15 protein-coding genes and 1 tRNA gene are annotated in these 14919 nt (G+C 67.5%); 8 read left to right on the top strand and 8 right to left on the bottom strand.

Annotated features, from left to right (window positions below):
• Positions 1–11: 11 nt before the first annotated feature.
• The 5 genes from ribD to ABD729_RS02665 form a co-directional block, all read right to left on the bottom strand.
• Positions 12–974, bottom strand: a complete 963-nt coding sequence (gene ribD / locus ABD729_RS02685) for a bifunctional diaminohydroxyphosphoribosylaminopyrimidine deaminase/5-amino-6-(5-phosphoribosylamino)uracil reductase RibD (RefSeq protein ID WP_344708612.1) — start codon at positions 972–974, stop codon at positions 12–14.
• A gap of 10 nt (positions 975–984) precedes the next feature.
• The gene (locus ABD729_RS02680) at positions 985–1311 is read right to left on the bottom strand and encodes a hypothetical protein (RefSeq protein WP_344708611.1); all 327 of its coding nucleotides are present in this window, start codon (positions 1309–1311) and stop codon (positions 985–987) included.
• A 71-nt stretch (positions 1312–1382) separates the two neighbouring features.
• On the bottom strand, positions 1383–2063 hold the full coding sequence (locus tag ABD729_RS02675) for an energy transducer TonB (RefSeq protein ID WP_344708610.1): 681 nt from the start codon (positions 2061–2063) through the stop codon (positions 1383–1385).
• A gap of 180 nt (positions 2064–2243) precedes the next feature.
• The gene (gene gltX, locus ABD729_RS02670) at positions 2244–3563 is read right to left on the bottom strand and encodes a glutamate--tRNA ligase (RefSeq protein WP_344708609.1); all 1320 of its coding nucleotides are present in this window, start codon (positions 3561–3563) and stop codon (positions 2244–2246) included.
• A complete protein-coding gene (locus ABD729_RS02665) occupies positions 3560–5221 on the bottom strand; it encodes an NAD+ synthase (protein ID WP_344708607.1) in 1662 nt (553 codons plus the stop codon). Before ABD729_RS02665 ends, gltX begins: the two co-directional genes overlap by 4 nt.
• Positions 5222–5305: 84 nt before the next feature.
• Between ABD729_RS02665 and ABD729_RS02660 the strand changes: the two genes are divergently transcribed.
• The gene (locus ABD729_RS02660; RefSeq protein ID WP_344708606.1) at positions 5306–6241 is read left to right on the top strand and encodes a ribose-phosphate pyrophosphokinase; all 936 of its coding nucleotides are present in this window, start codon (positions 5306–5308) and stop codon (positions 6239–6241) included.
• 45 nt (positions 6242–6286) lie between these two features.
• Here ABD729_RS02660 and ABD729_RS02655 read toward each other — a convergent pair whose 3' ends face one another.
• Complete coding sequence (locus ABD729_RS02655; RefSeq protein ID WP_344708605.1) at positions 6287–6472, bottom strand: PspC domain-containing protein; 186 nt, start codon at positions 6470–6472, stop codon at positions 6287–6289.
• 440 nt (positions 6473–6912) lie between these two features.
• Between ABD729_RS02655 and ABD729_RS02650 the strand changes: the two genes are divergently transcribed.
• The 3 genes from ABD729_RS02650 (at position 6913) to ABD729_RS02640 (ending at position 11180) form a co-directional block, all read left to right on the top strand.
• Positions 6913–7434 (top strand): DUF4402 domain-containing protein, encoded by a 522-nt coding sequence (locus ABD729_RS02650; protein WP_344708604.1) that lies wholly within the window; start codon positions 6913–6915, stop codon positions 7432–7434.
• A 171-nt stretch (positions 7435–7605) separates the two neighbouring features.
• Positions 7606–8427 (top strand): fimbrial biogenesis chaperone, encoded by an 822-nt coding sequence (locus ABD729_RS02645; RefSeq protein ID WP_344708603.1) that lies wholly within the window; start codon positions 7606–7608, stop codon positions 8425–8427.
• Between the two features lie 32 nt (positions 8428–8459).
• Positions 8460–11180 carry an MSCRAMM family protein gene (locus tag ABD729_RS02640; protein WP_344708602.1) on the top strand — a complete coding sequence of 907 codons (2721 nt, stop codon included), beginning with the start codon at positions 8460–8462 and terminating at the stop codon, positions 11178–11180.
• 51 nt (positions 11181–11231) lie between these two features.
• On the opposite strand, the gene ABD729_RS02635 is transcribed toward ABD729_RS02640, so the two are convergent.
• A tRNA-Leu gene (locus ABD729_RS02635) sits at positions 11232–11318 on the bottom strand.
• A gap of 159 nt (positions 11319–11477) precedes the next feature.
• Between ABD729_RS02635 and ABD729_RS02630 the strand changes: the two genes are divergently transcribed.
• Positions 11478–11684, top strand: a complete 207-nt coding sequence (locus ABD729_RS02630) for a hypothetical protein (protein ID WP_344708601.1) — start codon at positions 11478–11480, stop codon at positions 11682–11684.
• A gap of 1 nt (position 11685) precedes the next feature.
• Here the strand turns inward: ABD729_RS02630 and ABD729_RS02625 are convergent, their stop codons facing one another.
• Positions 11686–12696, bottom strand: a complete 1011-nt coding sequence (locus ABD729_RS02625; protein WP_344708600.1) for an MJ0042-type zinc finger domain-containing protein — start codon at positions 12694–12696, stop codon at positions 11686–11688.
• Between the two features lie 110 nt (positions 12697–12806).
• Between ABD729_RS02625 and ftsE the strand changes: the two genes are divergently transcribed.
• From ftsE to ABD729_RS02610, 3 genes are read left to right on the top strand one after another with little or no spacing between them, the layout of a single operon-like run.
• Positions 12807–13526, top strand: a complete 720-nt coding sequence (ftsE, locus tag ABD729_RS02620) for a cell division ATP-binding protein FtsE (RefSeq protein WP_344709623.1) — start codon at positions 12807–12809, stop codon at positions 13524–13526.
• On the top strand, positions 13523–14392 hold the full coding sequence (locus ABD729_RS02615) for a cell division FtsX domain-containing protein (RefSeq protein WP_344708599.1): 870 nt from the start codon (positions 13523–13525) through the stop codon (positions 14390–14392). The genes ftsE and ABD729_RS02615 overlap by 4 nt, the downstream gene beginning before the upstream one ends.
• Positions 14389–14919, top strand: coding sequence for a YdcF family protein (locus tag ABD729_RS02610; RefSeq protein WP_344708598.1), 531 nt, complete (start codon positions 14389–14391; stop codon positions 14917–14919). Before ABD729_RS02615 ends, ABD729_RS02610 begins: the two co-directional genes overlap by 4 nt.

Genomic DNA, 14919 nt, shown 5'->3' with positions numbered 1-14919 from the left:
TGAGGTGCTTCTCAAGCTGCAGTGGAGCGGATGCGCTCGTAGACTTCGAGCCGGTCGATGCCAAGCTGACGACCGTCGCGCGCTTCCCAGCGGCCATGGGCATCGCCGATCGCGTCAAGGCCGATGTAGCCAACGCTTTGCCGCCCTTCGCCGATCAGGATCGGAGCGCGATAGAGGAGGATGCGATCGACCAGATCCTCGGCGAGGAAGGCGGTGGCGGTGGCGGAGCCGCCTTCGACCAGCAGGTCGTTGACGTCATGAAGTCGGAATACGTCATGCGGCGAGCGGAGCATTTCCCAGCCCTCGACAGGCTCGCCCCGACTGAGCAGCGCGCGGCGGGGAGAACGCTCCTCGAGGCCCGGCAGCCGGACGTCGAGACGCGGGCGGTCGGCTGCAAGGGTGCCGCGGCCGACCAGGATCATATCGCAATGGGCGCGCTCCAGATGGACATGAGCGCGCGCGTCCTCGCCGGTGATCCATTTCGATTCGCCCGAGGGCAGCGCGATCTTCCCGTCGATCGAAAGCGCGAGCTTGAGAGTGATGCGGGGACGGCCGAGCGCCTGGCGGGTCAGCCAGCCGGCCATGCTCGACCGGGCCTGCTGCTCGCCCGGTCCGATGCGGAGCTCGATTCCCGCGGCGCGCAGGCGTTCGAGTCCCGCGCCGGCGGTGCGGGTATCGGGATCCTGGATGGCGGCGACCACGGTCCTGACGCCGCTGGCGAGAATGAGGTCGGTGCAGGTCGGGCCGCGCACGCTTCGGTGATTGCAGGGTTCGAGCGTGGTGTAGAGCGTCGCGCCAGTCGCGCGGTCTCCGGTCTGTTCAAGCGCGATGGCTTCGGCATGCGGCCGTCCGCCAGCGGCGGTGGCGCCTTCACCGACGACGTCGCCGTCGTCCGAGACGATCAGGCAGCCGACGTTGGGGTTGGGGGCCGTGGTGCCACGCGCGGCATCGCCGAGGCGCGCGGCCTCGGCCATCCACTCGGTGTCACTTCTCGATGCCGAAGGTATTGGCGATCTCCTGGAATTGCTCCTGCCGGGCCTTGGCCCGCTCGTCGCGCGCCTTCTGATCCTTGATCTGGTCGGCCTTGATCTGCGCGTCGGTACGGGTGGCAGACCAGCTGTCGACATAAGTGATGGTCACCGGCGGCGCGGTGTTCACCTGGGGATCGATGAAGAAGACAAAGATGATGATGGCGGTGAACAGCAGGCTGAGCCCGGCGGCGATGGTATTTTCGCGGCTGCGGCGACGCATCACCGCGCGCAGGTCGCGCCAGGCAGCCCGGGGACTATGCAGGGGGGGAAGGACGGGCATCGGCAAGATGTAGGAGGTCGGGGGCTGCTCCGCAAATCACCGCCCCGACCGTGGCCGGGGCGGCCGGGTCCTCACTCTTCCAGTTTGAACCGCAGCGTGATGGTGAGGACGGAAGCGACCGCCCGACCATCCTCGGTCGCCGGCTTGTAGCGCCAGTAGCGCGCGAGGTGGGTTCGCGCCGCATTGAGGAAAGCGGGGTCGGCGGTCCCGATCGGGTCGACGGCGGTCACCCGTCCGCGGTCGTCGATCGACAGGCGAAGGTGAAGGCTCGCTTCCTCGCCGGTCCGCCGCTTGGCTTCGGGATAAGGCGGACGAAGCAGGTCGGTCGGGGTGATCGCCCGGGCCGATACGCGCTCGATGGCCGGCAGTGGGGGCGGGAGGGTTGGCGGCGGGAGCGTCGCGCTGAGCGCGGGACCGATATCGGGAACCGTGCTTCCGATCGGCGGCCCGACATCGATCGCGGGGCCCGAGGGCGGCATCGGGATGGTCGGAGGCGGGGTATCGAAATGGCTGTCAGGCGGCGGGAGGCGATTGTCGGGCCTGACCTGGGGCTTGGGATCGACCGGATCGGGCGGCGGCGGCGGAAGGGGCACGTTATAGGTGTCGGTTTCGACCGGATGGAAGATCGGAGGGATCTCCATCCTGGCGGTGACCAGCAGCCCGAGCGCGACCGCATGACCGGCGCCGATCAGGAAAAGGGTGGAAGGGCTGAGCCGGCGGCGAGATTTCTGGTTGGCGGCATAAGCAAGCATGGCAACCTCCTCTTCGACATGAGTCGATGAAGAGAATGTTACATCATAACATTGCGTGCGCAAGTGGGGACGTGGTGTTTGGTAAGTCCGCCACAAGGGACGCGTGAGAGCGGCGCTTGGGCATCCTCCCCTCGATGCGAAGGGTTGCGGTGGGCCAGCGCCTGAAGAGGAAAACGCCCGTCAGCCGCGCGCGGCGGCGGCGAGGCGTGCCTGGCAACGATCCTTGCCGATCAGGCGAACAAGCGGCGCCATCTCGGGTCCGCTCTCGCGCCCGGTGAGCGCCACTCGAAGCGGGCGGAACAGGGCCTTCCCCTTGCGGCCACTGCTCGCCTTCAGCGTGTCGGTGAGGGCGTGCCAGGGATCTTCGGCCCAATCGGTCGTCGCCGCGGCTATCGCCGCTTCTGCGAGGAAGGAGCGGTCGTCCGCGGGCAGGTCAGGCGGGGCAATGTCGCCTTGCACGACTTCATGCCATTGATCGATCTCGCCGGCGTGATGGAGCGCGCTGCGCAGCACCGTCCAGGCCTGTTCGTCGACCCACGGCGGCATCCGCTCGGCGACCGCCGCGAACGGCAGGGTGTGGAGCAGGCGGGCGTTGAGCTGCTCGACCTCGGCCATGTCGAAATGGGCCGGGGCGCGGCCGAAATGTGCAAAGTCGAAGGTCGCCGCGAGAGGTTCCGGGTCGGCTACCGCTTCCACCGGCTGGCTCGTTCCAAGCCGCGCAAGCAGGCTCAGCAGAGCCATGGGTTCGAGCCCGCGCTCCTGCATCTCGCCGACGCCGACCGCTCCGAGCCGCTTGGACAATTTGCCTTCGGCCGCGACCAGCAGCGCTTCGTGCGCGAACTGGGGCGGCTGCGCGGCGAGCGCTGCAAACATCTGCAACTGCACGGCACTGTTCGACACATGGTCCTCGCCGCGAACGATATGGGTGATGCCAAGATCGATGTCGTCGATGACGCTTGGGAGGAGGTAAAGCCAGCTGCCGTCCGCGCGGCGAATCACGGGGTCCGACAGGAGGTGCGGATCGAACCGCTGGTCGCCGCGCACCAGGTCGGTCCAGCCGATCGGCTGGTCATGATCGAGGCGAAAGCGCCAATGCGGGCTGCGGCCCTCGACGGCTACGTTCTCGCCTTCGGGCCGCTCGTAGATCGGAGGCAGCCCGCGGCCGAGCAGGATCTTGCGGCGAAGATCGAGCTCCTCGGGGGTTTCGTAGCAGGCGTAGATCCGACCGTCCGAACGAAGCCGATCGAACTCGCGCTCGTAGAGGGCGAAGCGATCGGACTGGCGAACGCTCGCGTCGGGGTGGAGGCCGAGCCAGGCGAGGTCGGCGTGGATCGCCTGCTCTGCCTCGGCGGTGGAGCGCTCGCGGTCGGTATCGTCGATCCGCAGCAGGAACCGGCCGCCGTGCCGCGCGGCGAAGAGATAGTTGTGGAGCGCCGTGCGGATGTTGCCGACATGCAGGCGGCCCGTCGGCGACGGCGCGAAGCGGGTGACGACGCTCATGCGCCGGTCCGGAAAGCATTGGTGATGGGATAGCGCCGGTCGCGGCCGAAGTTGCGGCCACCGAGCTTCACCCCGGGCGGGGCCTGGCGGCGCTTATATTCGGCGCGAAGGACGAGCTTCTCCATCTGCGCCACGAGGGCGACCTCGCTGCCGGTTTCGGCGGCCACTTCATGGACGCTCAGTTCGCGGTCGATCAGGCCATGGAGGATGGGATCGAGCTTGTCGTAAGGAGGCAGGCTGTCCTCGTCCTTCTGGTCGGGCCGGAGCTCCGCGGAGGGCGGCTTGGTAATGACCCGTTCGGGCATGACCTCGCCGGCCGGGCCGGACAGGCCGTCAGGGCGGTTCGCGTTGCGCCAGCGCGAGAGCTTGAACACTGTCGTCTTGTAGGCATCCTTCAGCACCGAATAACCACCGGCCATGTCGCCGTAGAGCGTGGCGTAGCCGACGCTCATCTCGCTCTTGTTGCCGGTGGTGAGCAGCATCGGCCCGAACTTGTTGCTGAGCGCCATGAGCGTGACCATGCGCAGCCGCGCCTGGATATTCTCTTCGGCAAGATCCCTCGTACGGTCGGCGAACGCACCGCTCAACATGGTATCGAGGGCCTCGACCGCTGGCGCGATGGGAATGACGTCATGGCGGATGCCGAGCAGCCGCGCACATTCCGCTGCGTCTTCAAGGCTCTCACGGCTGGTGAAGGGGGAGGGCATCATCACCCCCCACACCTTGTCCGCGCCCAGCGCGTCCACCGCGACCGCTGCCGACAGTGCCGAATCGATCCCGCCCGACAGGCCGAGGATCACGCCCGGAAAGCCGTTGCGCCCGACGTAGTCGCGCAGGGCGACCACCATCGCGAGGTAGATGTCCTCGGGATTGGGCGACAGCTGGTGGACGTCGCGGGTCTCGCACGACCAGCGACCGTCGCTGCCCTTCTGCCATTCGGTGAAGAGCAGCTGCTCCTCCCAGTCGCGCATCTGCACGATCCGCTCACCATCGGCATTGAAGACCATCGAGCTCCCGTCGAACGCGAGTTCATCCTGGCCGCCGACCCGGTTGAGGTAGACCAGCGGCAGGCCGACTTCACGCGCGCGAGCCCCGAACAGCCGCTGGCGGAGGTCGTCCTTGTCGATCTCGTAGGGGCTGCCGTTTGGACTGAGCAACAATTCCGCCCCGCGTGCCGCCAGATGCCTCGGGACGTCCTCGAGCCACAGGTCCTCGCAGATCGGAATGCCGATCCGCACGCCCTTGAAGGTGAAGGGTTCGGGCAGGGGCCCGGAGGTAAAGACACGCTTTTCATCAAAGGTGCCGTAGTTGGGCAATTCGCGCTTCAGCGTAACGAACAGTTCGCGGCCGCCGTCGGCGACGATGACCGCATTATAAGCCTTGCCCTCGCGCTCCACGATCGAACCGAAGGCGAGGGCTGGTCCTGGCTCCGCGGTGGCGGCAACGAGAGCGTCCGCGGCAGCCTTGGTTTCGCGCACGAAAGCGGGCTTCAGCACCAGATCCTCGGGCGGATAGCCGACCAGTTGCAGCTCGGGCACAAGCAGCAGGTCGGCGCCCGTGGCCTGACGCCGGACAGCGAGTATCGCGTCGGCATTGGCGCGGAGGTCGCCAACCTTCTGGTTCATCTGGGCAAGCGCGATTGTCAGGCGATCGGTCATCTTCCCGCCTCTAGGCGATCAGGCAGGCTTTCGTCCAACGCCCGACGTGGCTAGGAGGGCGGCCTGAACCGGGGGACGCTCGACATGAAACTGCTGGCCGGCAATTCCAACGCGCCGCTCGCCCGCGCGATCAGCGACTATCTCGAGATTCCGCTGACCAGGGCCAGCGTGCGGCGCTTCGCCGACGAAGAGATTTTCGTCGAGATCCACGAAAACGTCCGCGGCGAGGATGTCTTCCTGATCCAGTCGACCAGCTATCCGGCCAACGACAACCTGATGGAGCTGCTGATCTGTGTCGATGCACTGCGCCGCGCATCGGCCAAGCGGATCACCGCGGTGCTGCCCTATTTCGGCTATGCCCGGCAGGACCGGAAGCCCGGACCGCGAACGCCGATTTCGGCCAAGCTGGTAGCGAACCTCATCACCACCGCCGGCGCCAACCGTGTGCTGTCGGTCGACCTGCATGCCGGGCAGATCCAGGGCTTCTTCGATATTCCGACCGACAATCTGTTCGGCGCCCCGGTGATGAGCGCGGACATCCAGGCCCGCTTCGGCGACCAGCCGATCACGGTCGTTTCCCCTGACGTCGGCGGCGTGGTGCGGGCGCGTAGCCTTGCCAAGCGGCTTGCCAATGCACCGCTGGCGATCGTCGACAAGCGCCGCGAAAAGGCTGGCGAATCGGAGGTGATGAACATCATCGGCGATGTCGAAGGGCGCTTCTGCATCCTGATCGACGATATCGTCGATTCGGCCGGCACCCTCTGCAATGCCGCGGCGGCGCTCAAGGCGCAGGGCGCGAGCGGGGTGGTGGCATATGTGACCCACGGCGTTCTGTCGGGCGGGGCTGCGGCGCGGGTCGCAGCGAGCGAGCTTACCGAACTGGTCGTCACCGACAGCATCTATGCCGGGGAGATGGACTTGCCGGGAACCAAGATCCGCCGCCTGACGATCGCGCCGCTGCTGGCGGAAGCGATGCGCCGGATCGCGGACGAATCGAGCGTCTCGAGCCTGTTCGATTGAGTGCGAGGCGGGCCGCTGCAGTCCGGCCCGCTTGATCGAAGCCGCTCAGCCCTGCGGGGCGAGCAGGCCTGCGGCGATGTACAGCACGATAGCGACCGGGCCGGTCAGCATCACAGCGAGAATGATCGCAAGCCGGACGACCAGCGGATCGATGCCAGTCATGTCGGCGATCCCGGCACCCACGCCCATCAGCTTGGCATCGGTGCGGTTGAGTACGAAACGGCGGTTCATCTGCTTGGTCCTTGGCTTGGGTGTGGAGATTAGGCGAGGGGGATCGGGCCAACCGCGGCGCTGACGAACAGCATGGCGGCGATAAAGGCGGCGGAAAGCGACACGGCGGTCTGGCGAACGTTAAGGGCGGTCATCGAAATCACTCCTGTTTGGGTGGGTTCGGCGGAAGTGCCGGCCACATCCCAGTCAGTGCAGGAGCTGTGCCAAATCAGCGAAGTCGTTGTAGATCAGCAGCTTGCGCCGGGCCGGCCTGACTTTCCCTGAACCACGATCGGTTGAGATTGGGATTTTCCACCATTGCATGGCCTGGTTGGCGCCAATCCCTAACGGCGCATTAACCAGTTTCGCCAGCGAAGACGAAAGGGGTCAGGGTTAACACGGGACTTACCGCGTTGCCTGGCTTTCCGGGGCCGCGACGCATGATGTGGGGACAAAGAGACATGAAGAAGACGATCCTTGCCGCGGCCGCGCTGGCCGCTTTCGCCGCCACCAGCCCGGCAGCAGCCCAGAACGCCGTTTCGGCGAGCCCGCGCGCCCTTGCCGGCGCCAAGCTGATCAAGCCGCTTCAGCTTTCCGCGGTGCGCGACCTCAACTTCGGGACCATCGTGATGGGCACCATCAATGGCAACCAGACGGTCAGCATCGACGGCGCTGGCGTGGTCAGTTGCGGCGCGAGCGGCGGTGGCCTGACCTGCGCCGGTACCCCGACCTCGGCGACCTATCGCGTGGTCGGTACGCAGGGCCAGGTCGTGACCATCTCGTCGGCCGCGCCGAGCTTCTCGCTCACCGGTTCGAACGGCGGCACCCTCGCCTTCACGCCGAGCTATCCGGCGTCGCTGACCCTTGCCGCCTCGGGTGCGCCGGCCAACGACTTCAACGTCGGCGGATCGGTGGTCATCAACAGCAGCACCGTCGACGGGGTCTATTCGGGCCAGATCGATATCCAGGTCGCCTATCAATAAGCAGCCGGTCCTTCGGGATTGGTGACCAGCAGGGCGGCTCCGCGAGGGGCCGCCCTTTTGCTTGCTTGGGACAACGTTCTCCTGCGCATGGTTAGCGCTTCATCAACCATTGGCTGCGAGAACGCTCCGAAATGGTGGCAATTGGGCCATCGTGGGGAGCTTGCCACGACCATGTTCATTACCGCTCGGACCGCTGTTCGCACCGCCTTGCTGGCGCCGCTGATCGCGCTTGGCACCCCGGCCGGCGCCGGCGTCGGCGACCTGCTGGTCGCACCGACCCGGATCATCCTCAACAACGGCCGCGGCACCGAGGTCATTCTCAACAACATCGGAGACGAGGTCGCGACCTATCGGATCAGCGTCGAGGTCAAGCGGATGAAGGAAGACGGTTCCTTCGAAGATGTGCCGCAGCCCGATGCGCGCGAGGCGACCGCCCGCGACATGATCGTCTACGCGCCGCGCCGGGTGGTGTTGCCGCCCCGGCAGCCGCAGACCATCCGGATCGCGGCCCGTGCCCCCGCCGGCCTCGCCGATGGCGAATATCGCGTCCACCTGCTGTTCCGCGCGGTTCCGCCCGCGCAGCCGCCGGTCGCCACGCCGACCGACTTCAAGGGCATCGGTTTCGCGCTGACCCCGGTCTACGGCGTCACCATCCCGGTCATCGTCCGCCTCGGCAACCTGTCAGCCACGGCCGGCATCGCCAATGTCGGCAAGGTCACCGTCGACGGCCGCCCCGCGGTGTCGCTGGAGCTGACCCGCGCGGGCTCGCGCTCGACCTTTGGCGAAGTGCGTGTGCTCAAGGCCGGCGTGAAGGAGCCGATCGCGATCCAGCGCGGGGTCGCCATCTATACCGAAGTCGGCCACCGCTCGGTCACCGTCCCGGTCAGCGAGGCCTTTGCCGCACAGGCCTCGGGCCCCGTCACCGTGCAATATGTCGAGACGGTCGACGGCGTCTCTACCACTCTTGCCGAAACCAGCGCCGTCCTGCGCTGAGAAGGAGGCGGCGGAAAGCGCAGGCGACTAGAATGGCCGCGGGCTGGTTCCGGCTGCCGCTGACCCTGCTCGCCGCAGCAGGGATCGGCATGGCCGCGCCCGCGTCCTCGCCGCAGACCGGCCCGGCGTGGAGCGCCGACCCCGAAAGCCAGTATCTCCTCGACCTCCAGATCCGCCAGCGCGCGCTCGGCGACGGGGTTCGTGCCTACCCGGTGCCCGAAGGCACCTGCGTCATCCTCGGCGACCTGGTCACCGCGCTCGACCTTCCAATCAAGGTTGATCTCGCCGCTCGTCGCGCCGAGGGGTGGGCCTTCAAGGAAGCCAACCGCCTGGTGATCGATCGCGCCGCGCATCGCGTCACTTACGGCGCGGCGGGCAGCGAGCCGCTTGCGCCGACTGCGATCCGCGACGCGCCGGACGGCTGGTGCGTCGAGACTGCCAGCCTGTCGCGCTGGCTCGGGCTGACGGTCCAGCCCCGCACCGACGCGTCGCTCCTCCTGCTCGACAGCAAGGACAAGCTTCCGATCGAAATGGCGATCGAACGCCGCGAACGGGCCGCGCGCATCACCCGGGCCAGCATGCCGCTTTCGACGTTGCCACGGGTGAAACTCCCTTACCGCATGTGGCGGACGCCGTCGGTTGACGTCATGGTTGACGCGGGGGTCACCTACGAGGCCGGAAGCGGAGCCCGGATCGATCATCGCGCCAGCATCCTCGCCGCCGGTGAGATGCTGCAGATGAGCTACGAGGCGCGGGTTGCGACCAACGCCAAGGGATTGCCCACCGGCCTCCGCTTGCGCGCCTATCGCTCGGACCCCGACGGCGGTCTCCTCGGGCCGCTGAAGGCGACCCACGTGGCGATCGGCGATGTCGATGGGATCGGCAGCCCGGTCGCCGGAATCAGCGCCACGGGGCGCGGAGCGGTGATTACCAATCGCCCGCTGTTTCAGTCCGTCGCCTTCGATCGGACGCAATTCAGCGGAGAGCTTCCGCCCGGATGGGATGCCGAGCTTTACCGCAATGGTGAACTGATCGCCTTTTCAGGCGCAGACTCGGGCGGACAATATCGCTTCGACGACGTCGCCCTTGGCTTCGGCGACAACCGGTTCGAGATCATCACTTACGGTCCGCAGGGGCAGGTGAAGCAGCGGGTCGAGCAATTGACCGTCGGGCAAGGCGCCGTGCCGCCCGGCGAAACGCATTATTGGGCTGGCGTGGTCGATCCTGGCCGCGACCTGCTCGAGCGAAAACGGGGCGGGGCTCCGCCGACCCCGGACGCCGGTTGGCGTGCGGCGGCAAGCGTGGAACATGGTCTGGATCGGCGCACTTCGGTGGCAGCGCTGGTCCAGACTTTGAGCGTCGAGGACCAGCGCGTCACCTATGTCGAAGGAACCGTCCGCCGCTCGATCGGCCCAGCGGTGTTCGAGCTGGGCGCCGCGCGCGACACCGCAGGGGGAACCGCCATGCGCGGCCAGGCCCTGGCCAAGATCGGTGCGACAAACCTTGCCTGGAGCAGCTTCTGGAGCCGCGACTTCGCGGCGCGGCCGCAGGGACTTACGGTCACCGGGGAACATCGCTTCAGTGTCGACGCGCCGCTCAAGCTTGGCGGTGACGCCGTGCTGCCCCTTCATGGCGACGTTCGCCTGACGCAGCGCAAGGATGGCGCACGGACGATCGAGGCCAACGCCAGGACCAGCGTCATGCTCAGCCGCTTCAATCTCGCTACGCTGCTGCGCTGGCGGCAGGAAAGGCCCCCAGGGGGATTTGCAGCGCGGCAACAGGTCGAGGCGGGGTTGATCGGTAGCGGCCGGGTCGGCCCGCTCAGGCTGCGCGGCACCACCGAATTCGAAATATCGCCGTCGGCAAAGCTGCGGCGGGCCGAACTGTCGGCCTACTGGCGCGGCACCGGCACCGCCGACTGGGAAGGGGCGCTCGCCTACGAAGGCCGCGACGGCAAGCTGCGCGGACGCCTGACCCACGTCCGGCGCTTCGACCAGCTGGCGATCGCCGGCACGCTTGAAGCCGCGAGCAATGGTGCAATCGCGGCCGGGCTCAACCTCAGTTTCTCGCTCGATCGCGGAACGGCCGGCTGGCGGGTCAGCCGCCAATCGCTTGCCGCCAGCGGAAGCGTGCGCGCGCAGCTGTTCCGGGACGAAAATGGCAACGGCGTACGCGACAAGGGCGAAGCGCTGGAGGAAGGCGCCGTGCTGACCGCCGGAAGCCGCCCTGCGGACCGGCCAAGCGGCAAGGACGGCTGGGCCTCGGTCGGCGGCCTCGACAATTTCCGGCCCGTGGCCATCGGCGTCGACACCAGCTCGCTGAGCGATCCCAACCTCGTCCCCGCGGTGGCAGCCCAGGTGATCGTTCCGCGGCCGGGCGTCGCGGCCGAGCTAATGATCCCGCTCGCCGGGGGCGGCGCGATCGAAGGATCGCTGCTTAAGGACGGCGGAAGCGCGTTCGAAGGGCTTGACCTCGAACTGGTCGACGCTTCGGGCAAGGTCATTGCCGCCGCGCGGAGCGATTATGACGGCTTCTTCCTGTTCGATCGGGTGCCGCCGGGCAAATACGTCCTGCGCCTGACCGAGGCAAGCCGCAGCGCGGCCAAGGCGGCATCGGCAGCGCTTCGCTCGACGGTCGAACTGCAGCCTGAACAAGCAGTGGTCCGGCTTGGCCCGATCGTAGTCAAGGCAATGCCACGCATTGCCGCCGTTAACCAACAAGTCGTCTCAGGCGACTTGTTGGCATCCCGCTAGCGCTCTTTTTTCGCTTCTGAAGGAGGTGCCCCCTCCCGGCCAGGGAGGGGGTGGTGCGGTCGAGAAGACTCGAACTTCCACGGCCTTTCGGCCACAGCGACCTCAACGCTGCGCGTCTACCAATTCCGCCACGACCGCATGTTTGACGGCACTGCTCGGACAAGAGTGCCGGTGGCAAGGCGCGTGCCTCTAGCAGCGCCCTTCAGCCAGTGCAACCGCCGCAAAACCGTTTCAGATTGGAGCAAGTGTAAACAGGCCGTTTACCTTTTGGCGCGCTCACCATAGCCTTGCATGATCATGCTGGCTCCCGCCCTGCTGACGGCCTTCGCGGCCACGGCCCAGGCGCCCGCTGCGCCGCCGTTGCAGGTGCGCGCGCAGACCCAGGTCTTCGTTCAGATCATTCAGGCAGCCGAGATCCGCGACGGGTCCAGCGGCTCACCTCATCAGCGAACGACCCGCACCGACGACGCCGGCCGGACGCAGATACTCCTGCAATTCGAGTAGCTTAGGCGCCGACCGTCTGCTCGTCGCGGCAACGCGGGGCGCTGCGCTGCTGGCCGAAGAAGACCTCGAGACACGCCGCTTTGGACGGGACGTCGAGGTTGGCGCTGTTGAAGCTGGCGCTGGCGCCGGGCGCGAGCTGCGGCGGTGAAATCGGGATGGTCCAGCGATATACCACCTGCTGCTCGAGGCTGCGCAGCTGCGCGTTGAGCGGCGGCACGGGCAGGGTTTCATCGGTTTCGTTGCGGACAATCCCGCTCACTTCGAACAATTGATTGCCGCTCGCCAGCTGGGTACGGCCATGCTGCTGGACCTGGACGGTGAGCCGATTGGAAGCATCGCCCTGCGCCAGGCCGAGCCGTCCCTTGAGTTCGGTCGGAGCGAGGAAATAGACGGCCGCAGCGACCACCGCGATCACCAGCAGAAGTGCGCCGATGATCATCGGCAGGCGGTTGCGCGGGGCAGGCTCCTCGTCGGACCCGGCGAACGGGCTGTAGAGGTCCTCGGTCTCCACCCGGGCGGCGCGCATCGGATGCGAAGCGCGCGGCGCGTCGTTCTCGATCGGCGGATTATCGGAGAACTGCGTGTCCTGGGGCGTCTCGGGTTCGACCGGGACGGCATCCTCCGGATACGGGTCGGAAGCGGTCGCGGCCTCCTCCGGCATGGTGCTGGCGGTTTCCTGCTCGGCGAGCATCGCCGCGCTCGGGCTTGCCTCGGCTGAGGGCAGGGGATCGTCGATCCCATCCGCATCCGGGGAAGCGGCGGGATAAGCGGTGTCGCCGACTTCGCCGGTGTAGGAACCTGCCTCCCCATCGGCGTGCGGAACCGCGAAATCCTCGGCGCCTTGCTCGCCCGGGTCGGCCACGGGCTGGTCAACGCCGCCCTCGGCAGTGTCGTCGGGATCCTGATGCCAGCTATGCTTGCACTGGGCGCAGCGAACGGTTCGGCCGGCCGGCGGGATGGCACCGTCCTTCACCACGTAGCGCGTCCCGCACGATGGGCAGGTCAGGATCATGGTTGGCCGCTTTCTCTTTCAAACAACAACTTCAGTCGTTGCGTAACCTTTTCGTGAATCCATTGGCAAGCTAGACGCGGGCAACGGGTGAATTAGTGGGAGGGGCGGTTCTGGCCGCGTTGGTCGAATTCGACGGGGTGGGCCTCAGGTACGGGACCGGCGCAGAGGTGCTGGCGGGGCTCGACCTGCGGCTGGCGCCCGGGGGATTCTATTTCCTCACCGGCCCGTCCGGCGCGGGCAAGACCTCGCTTCTCAAGCTGCTCTACCTCGCCCAGCGCCCGACCCGTGGGCGACTGCGCCTGTTCGGCGAGGACGTCGGCGAGGCCCCACGCGAGGCGCTTCCGGCGTTCCGGCGGCGGATCGGGGTGGTGTTCCAGGATTTCCGGCTGGTCCGGCACCTGTCGGCATTCGACAATGTCGCGCTTCCGCTGCGGATCGCCGGGCAGGACGACCGCGAGATCGAGGGCCCGGTGCGCGAGATGCTGGCCTGGGTGGGGCTTGCCGATCGTGCCAGCGCGCGACCGCCGACCCTGTCGGGTGGTGAGCAGCAGCGGGTGGCGATCGCCCGGGCCGTGATCGCACGGCCGGAACTGCTGGTGGCGGACGAACCCACCGGCAATGTCGACACCGCCATGGCCAACCGCCTGATCAGCCTGTTCGAGGCGCTGAACCGGCTCGGCACCACGGTTGTCGTCGCGACCCACGACCTGTCGTTGATCGGATCGGTGCGCGGCGCGCGGATGATGCGGCTCGAGAACGGCAAGCTCAGCGATCCGACCGGGGAGCTGCGCAATCCGCCGCCGCGGTCGACCGATGGGGCGATGACGTGAGGTCGGCACTGTTTCCGCCGGCCTCGATGCGGCGGCTGCTTCCCGATCAGCGCCGGCGTGCGGCACCGTGGATCGTCGGCCTGATGACCTTCGTCAGCCTGGTGGTGGGCGTGGCAGGCTTGGCCGTTATCGGCGCCGTTGCCGACTTGTCGGAAGCGGCCGAGGGTCGCTGGTCGCTGCAAGTGACCGGAACGCCGGCCGATGCGGCGCGCGCGGAAGCGCTGATCGGCGGCGCACGGGGTGTCGAGCGGATCGACAAGGTCCCGGAGGCGGAGCTGCGTCGCACGCTTGGCCAATGGCTCGGACCTGCGGCGGAGCAGCTCGACCTGCCGTTGCCGACGCTGGCGACGGTCAGCATGTCCCCGGGCAGTGACGGCAAGGGTCTTGCCGCCCGGCTGCAGCGGGAAGTCCCGGCGGCGCGGCTTACTCCTTATTCGGCCGAGCTCGCACCGCTGCTCGCGACCTTGCGCGGGCTTGCGGTCCTGGTCGGCGGGTTGCTCGTCGTCCTTGCCGCGGCCCTGGCGGGGGCCGTCACCCTGGCCGCGCGGGCGACCCTCGATTCCAACCGGGCGACTCTCGAAGTGCTGCACGGGATCGGGGCGACCGACGCCCAACTGCTGTCGCTGGTGCAGCGGCGGATCGCGCTCGATGTGCTGGCGGGAAGCGCCGCGGGCGCGCTTGCCGCACTGGTGGTGATGGTCGCTGCGCTGATCCCTGCGCGCGGCATGCTTGGCGGATATGGCGGCGGCCCGTGGGTCGCGGCGGGAGGCATCGCGCTGCTCGCACTTTTGCCGCTGGTGCAAGCCGTCCTTGCGACGCTGGTTGCCAGGCGGGCCTTGCAGCAGGCATTGGCCGAGGGCTCATGACTCTTCGCCTGTCGACCCTGCTCGCCATCGCCTATGCGCTTGGCTTCGTGCTGTTCGCGGTGTTCCTCGGCAAGCCGGCTGGAGCGGAGAAAACCGAGGCGGTGGTTGTCCTCACTGGCGGCAAGGGCAGGCTTGAGCGCGGCATGGAAGTGCTGAAGCGCGGCGATGCCAAACGGCTGCTGGTGTCGGGTGCCGACCCGAGCGTTACGCGGGCCGACCTCGCCCGGCGGCTTGGGCCGGGCACGCTTGCCACATTGCGCTGCTGTGTCGACCTCGGGTCGGAAGCGGTCGACACCCGCAGCAATGCCGAGGAAAGCCGGCGCTGGATGGCCCGCCGCGGCTATAAGTCACTGCGGCTGGTGACGAGCGACTGGCACATGCGCCGCGCGGCCTATGAATTCCGCAGCGACTTGCCCAAAACCCGGATCATCGAGGATGCGGTGCCTTCGCGCCCGAGCCTCTTCACGCTCTTCGCCGAGTATAACAAATATCTGCTTCGGCGCGCCGCGCTGTGGCTGGACATGTAG

It is taken from the genome of Sphingomonas humi (genome assembly GCF_039536725.1).
GTDB classification, from domain to species: domain Bacteria; phylum Pseudomonadota; class Alphaproteobacteria; order Sphingomonadales; family Sphingomonadaceae; genus Sphingomicrobium; species Sphingomicrobium humi.
Note: the sequence above shows the minus strand (reverse complement) of the source record. Positions and strands in the feature narration are given on the sequence as shown.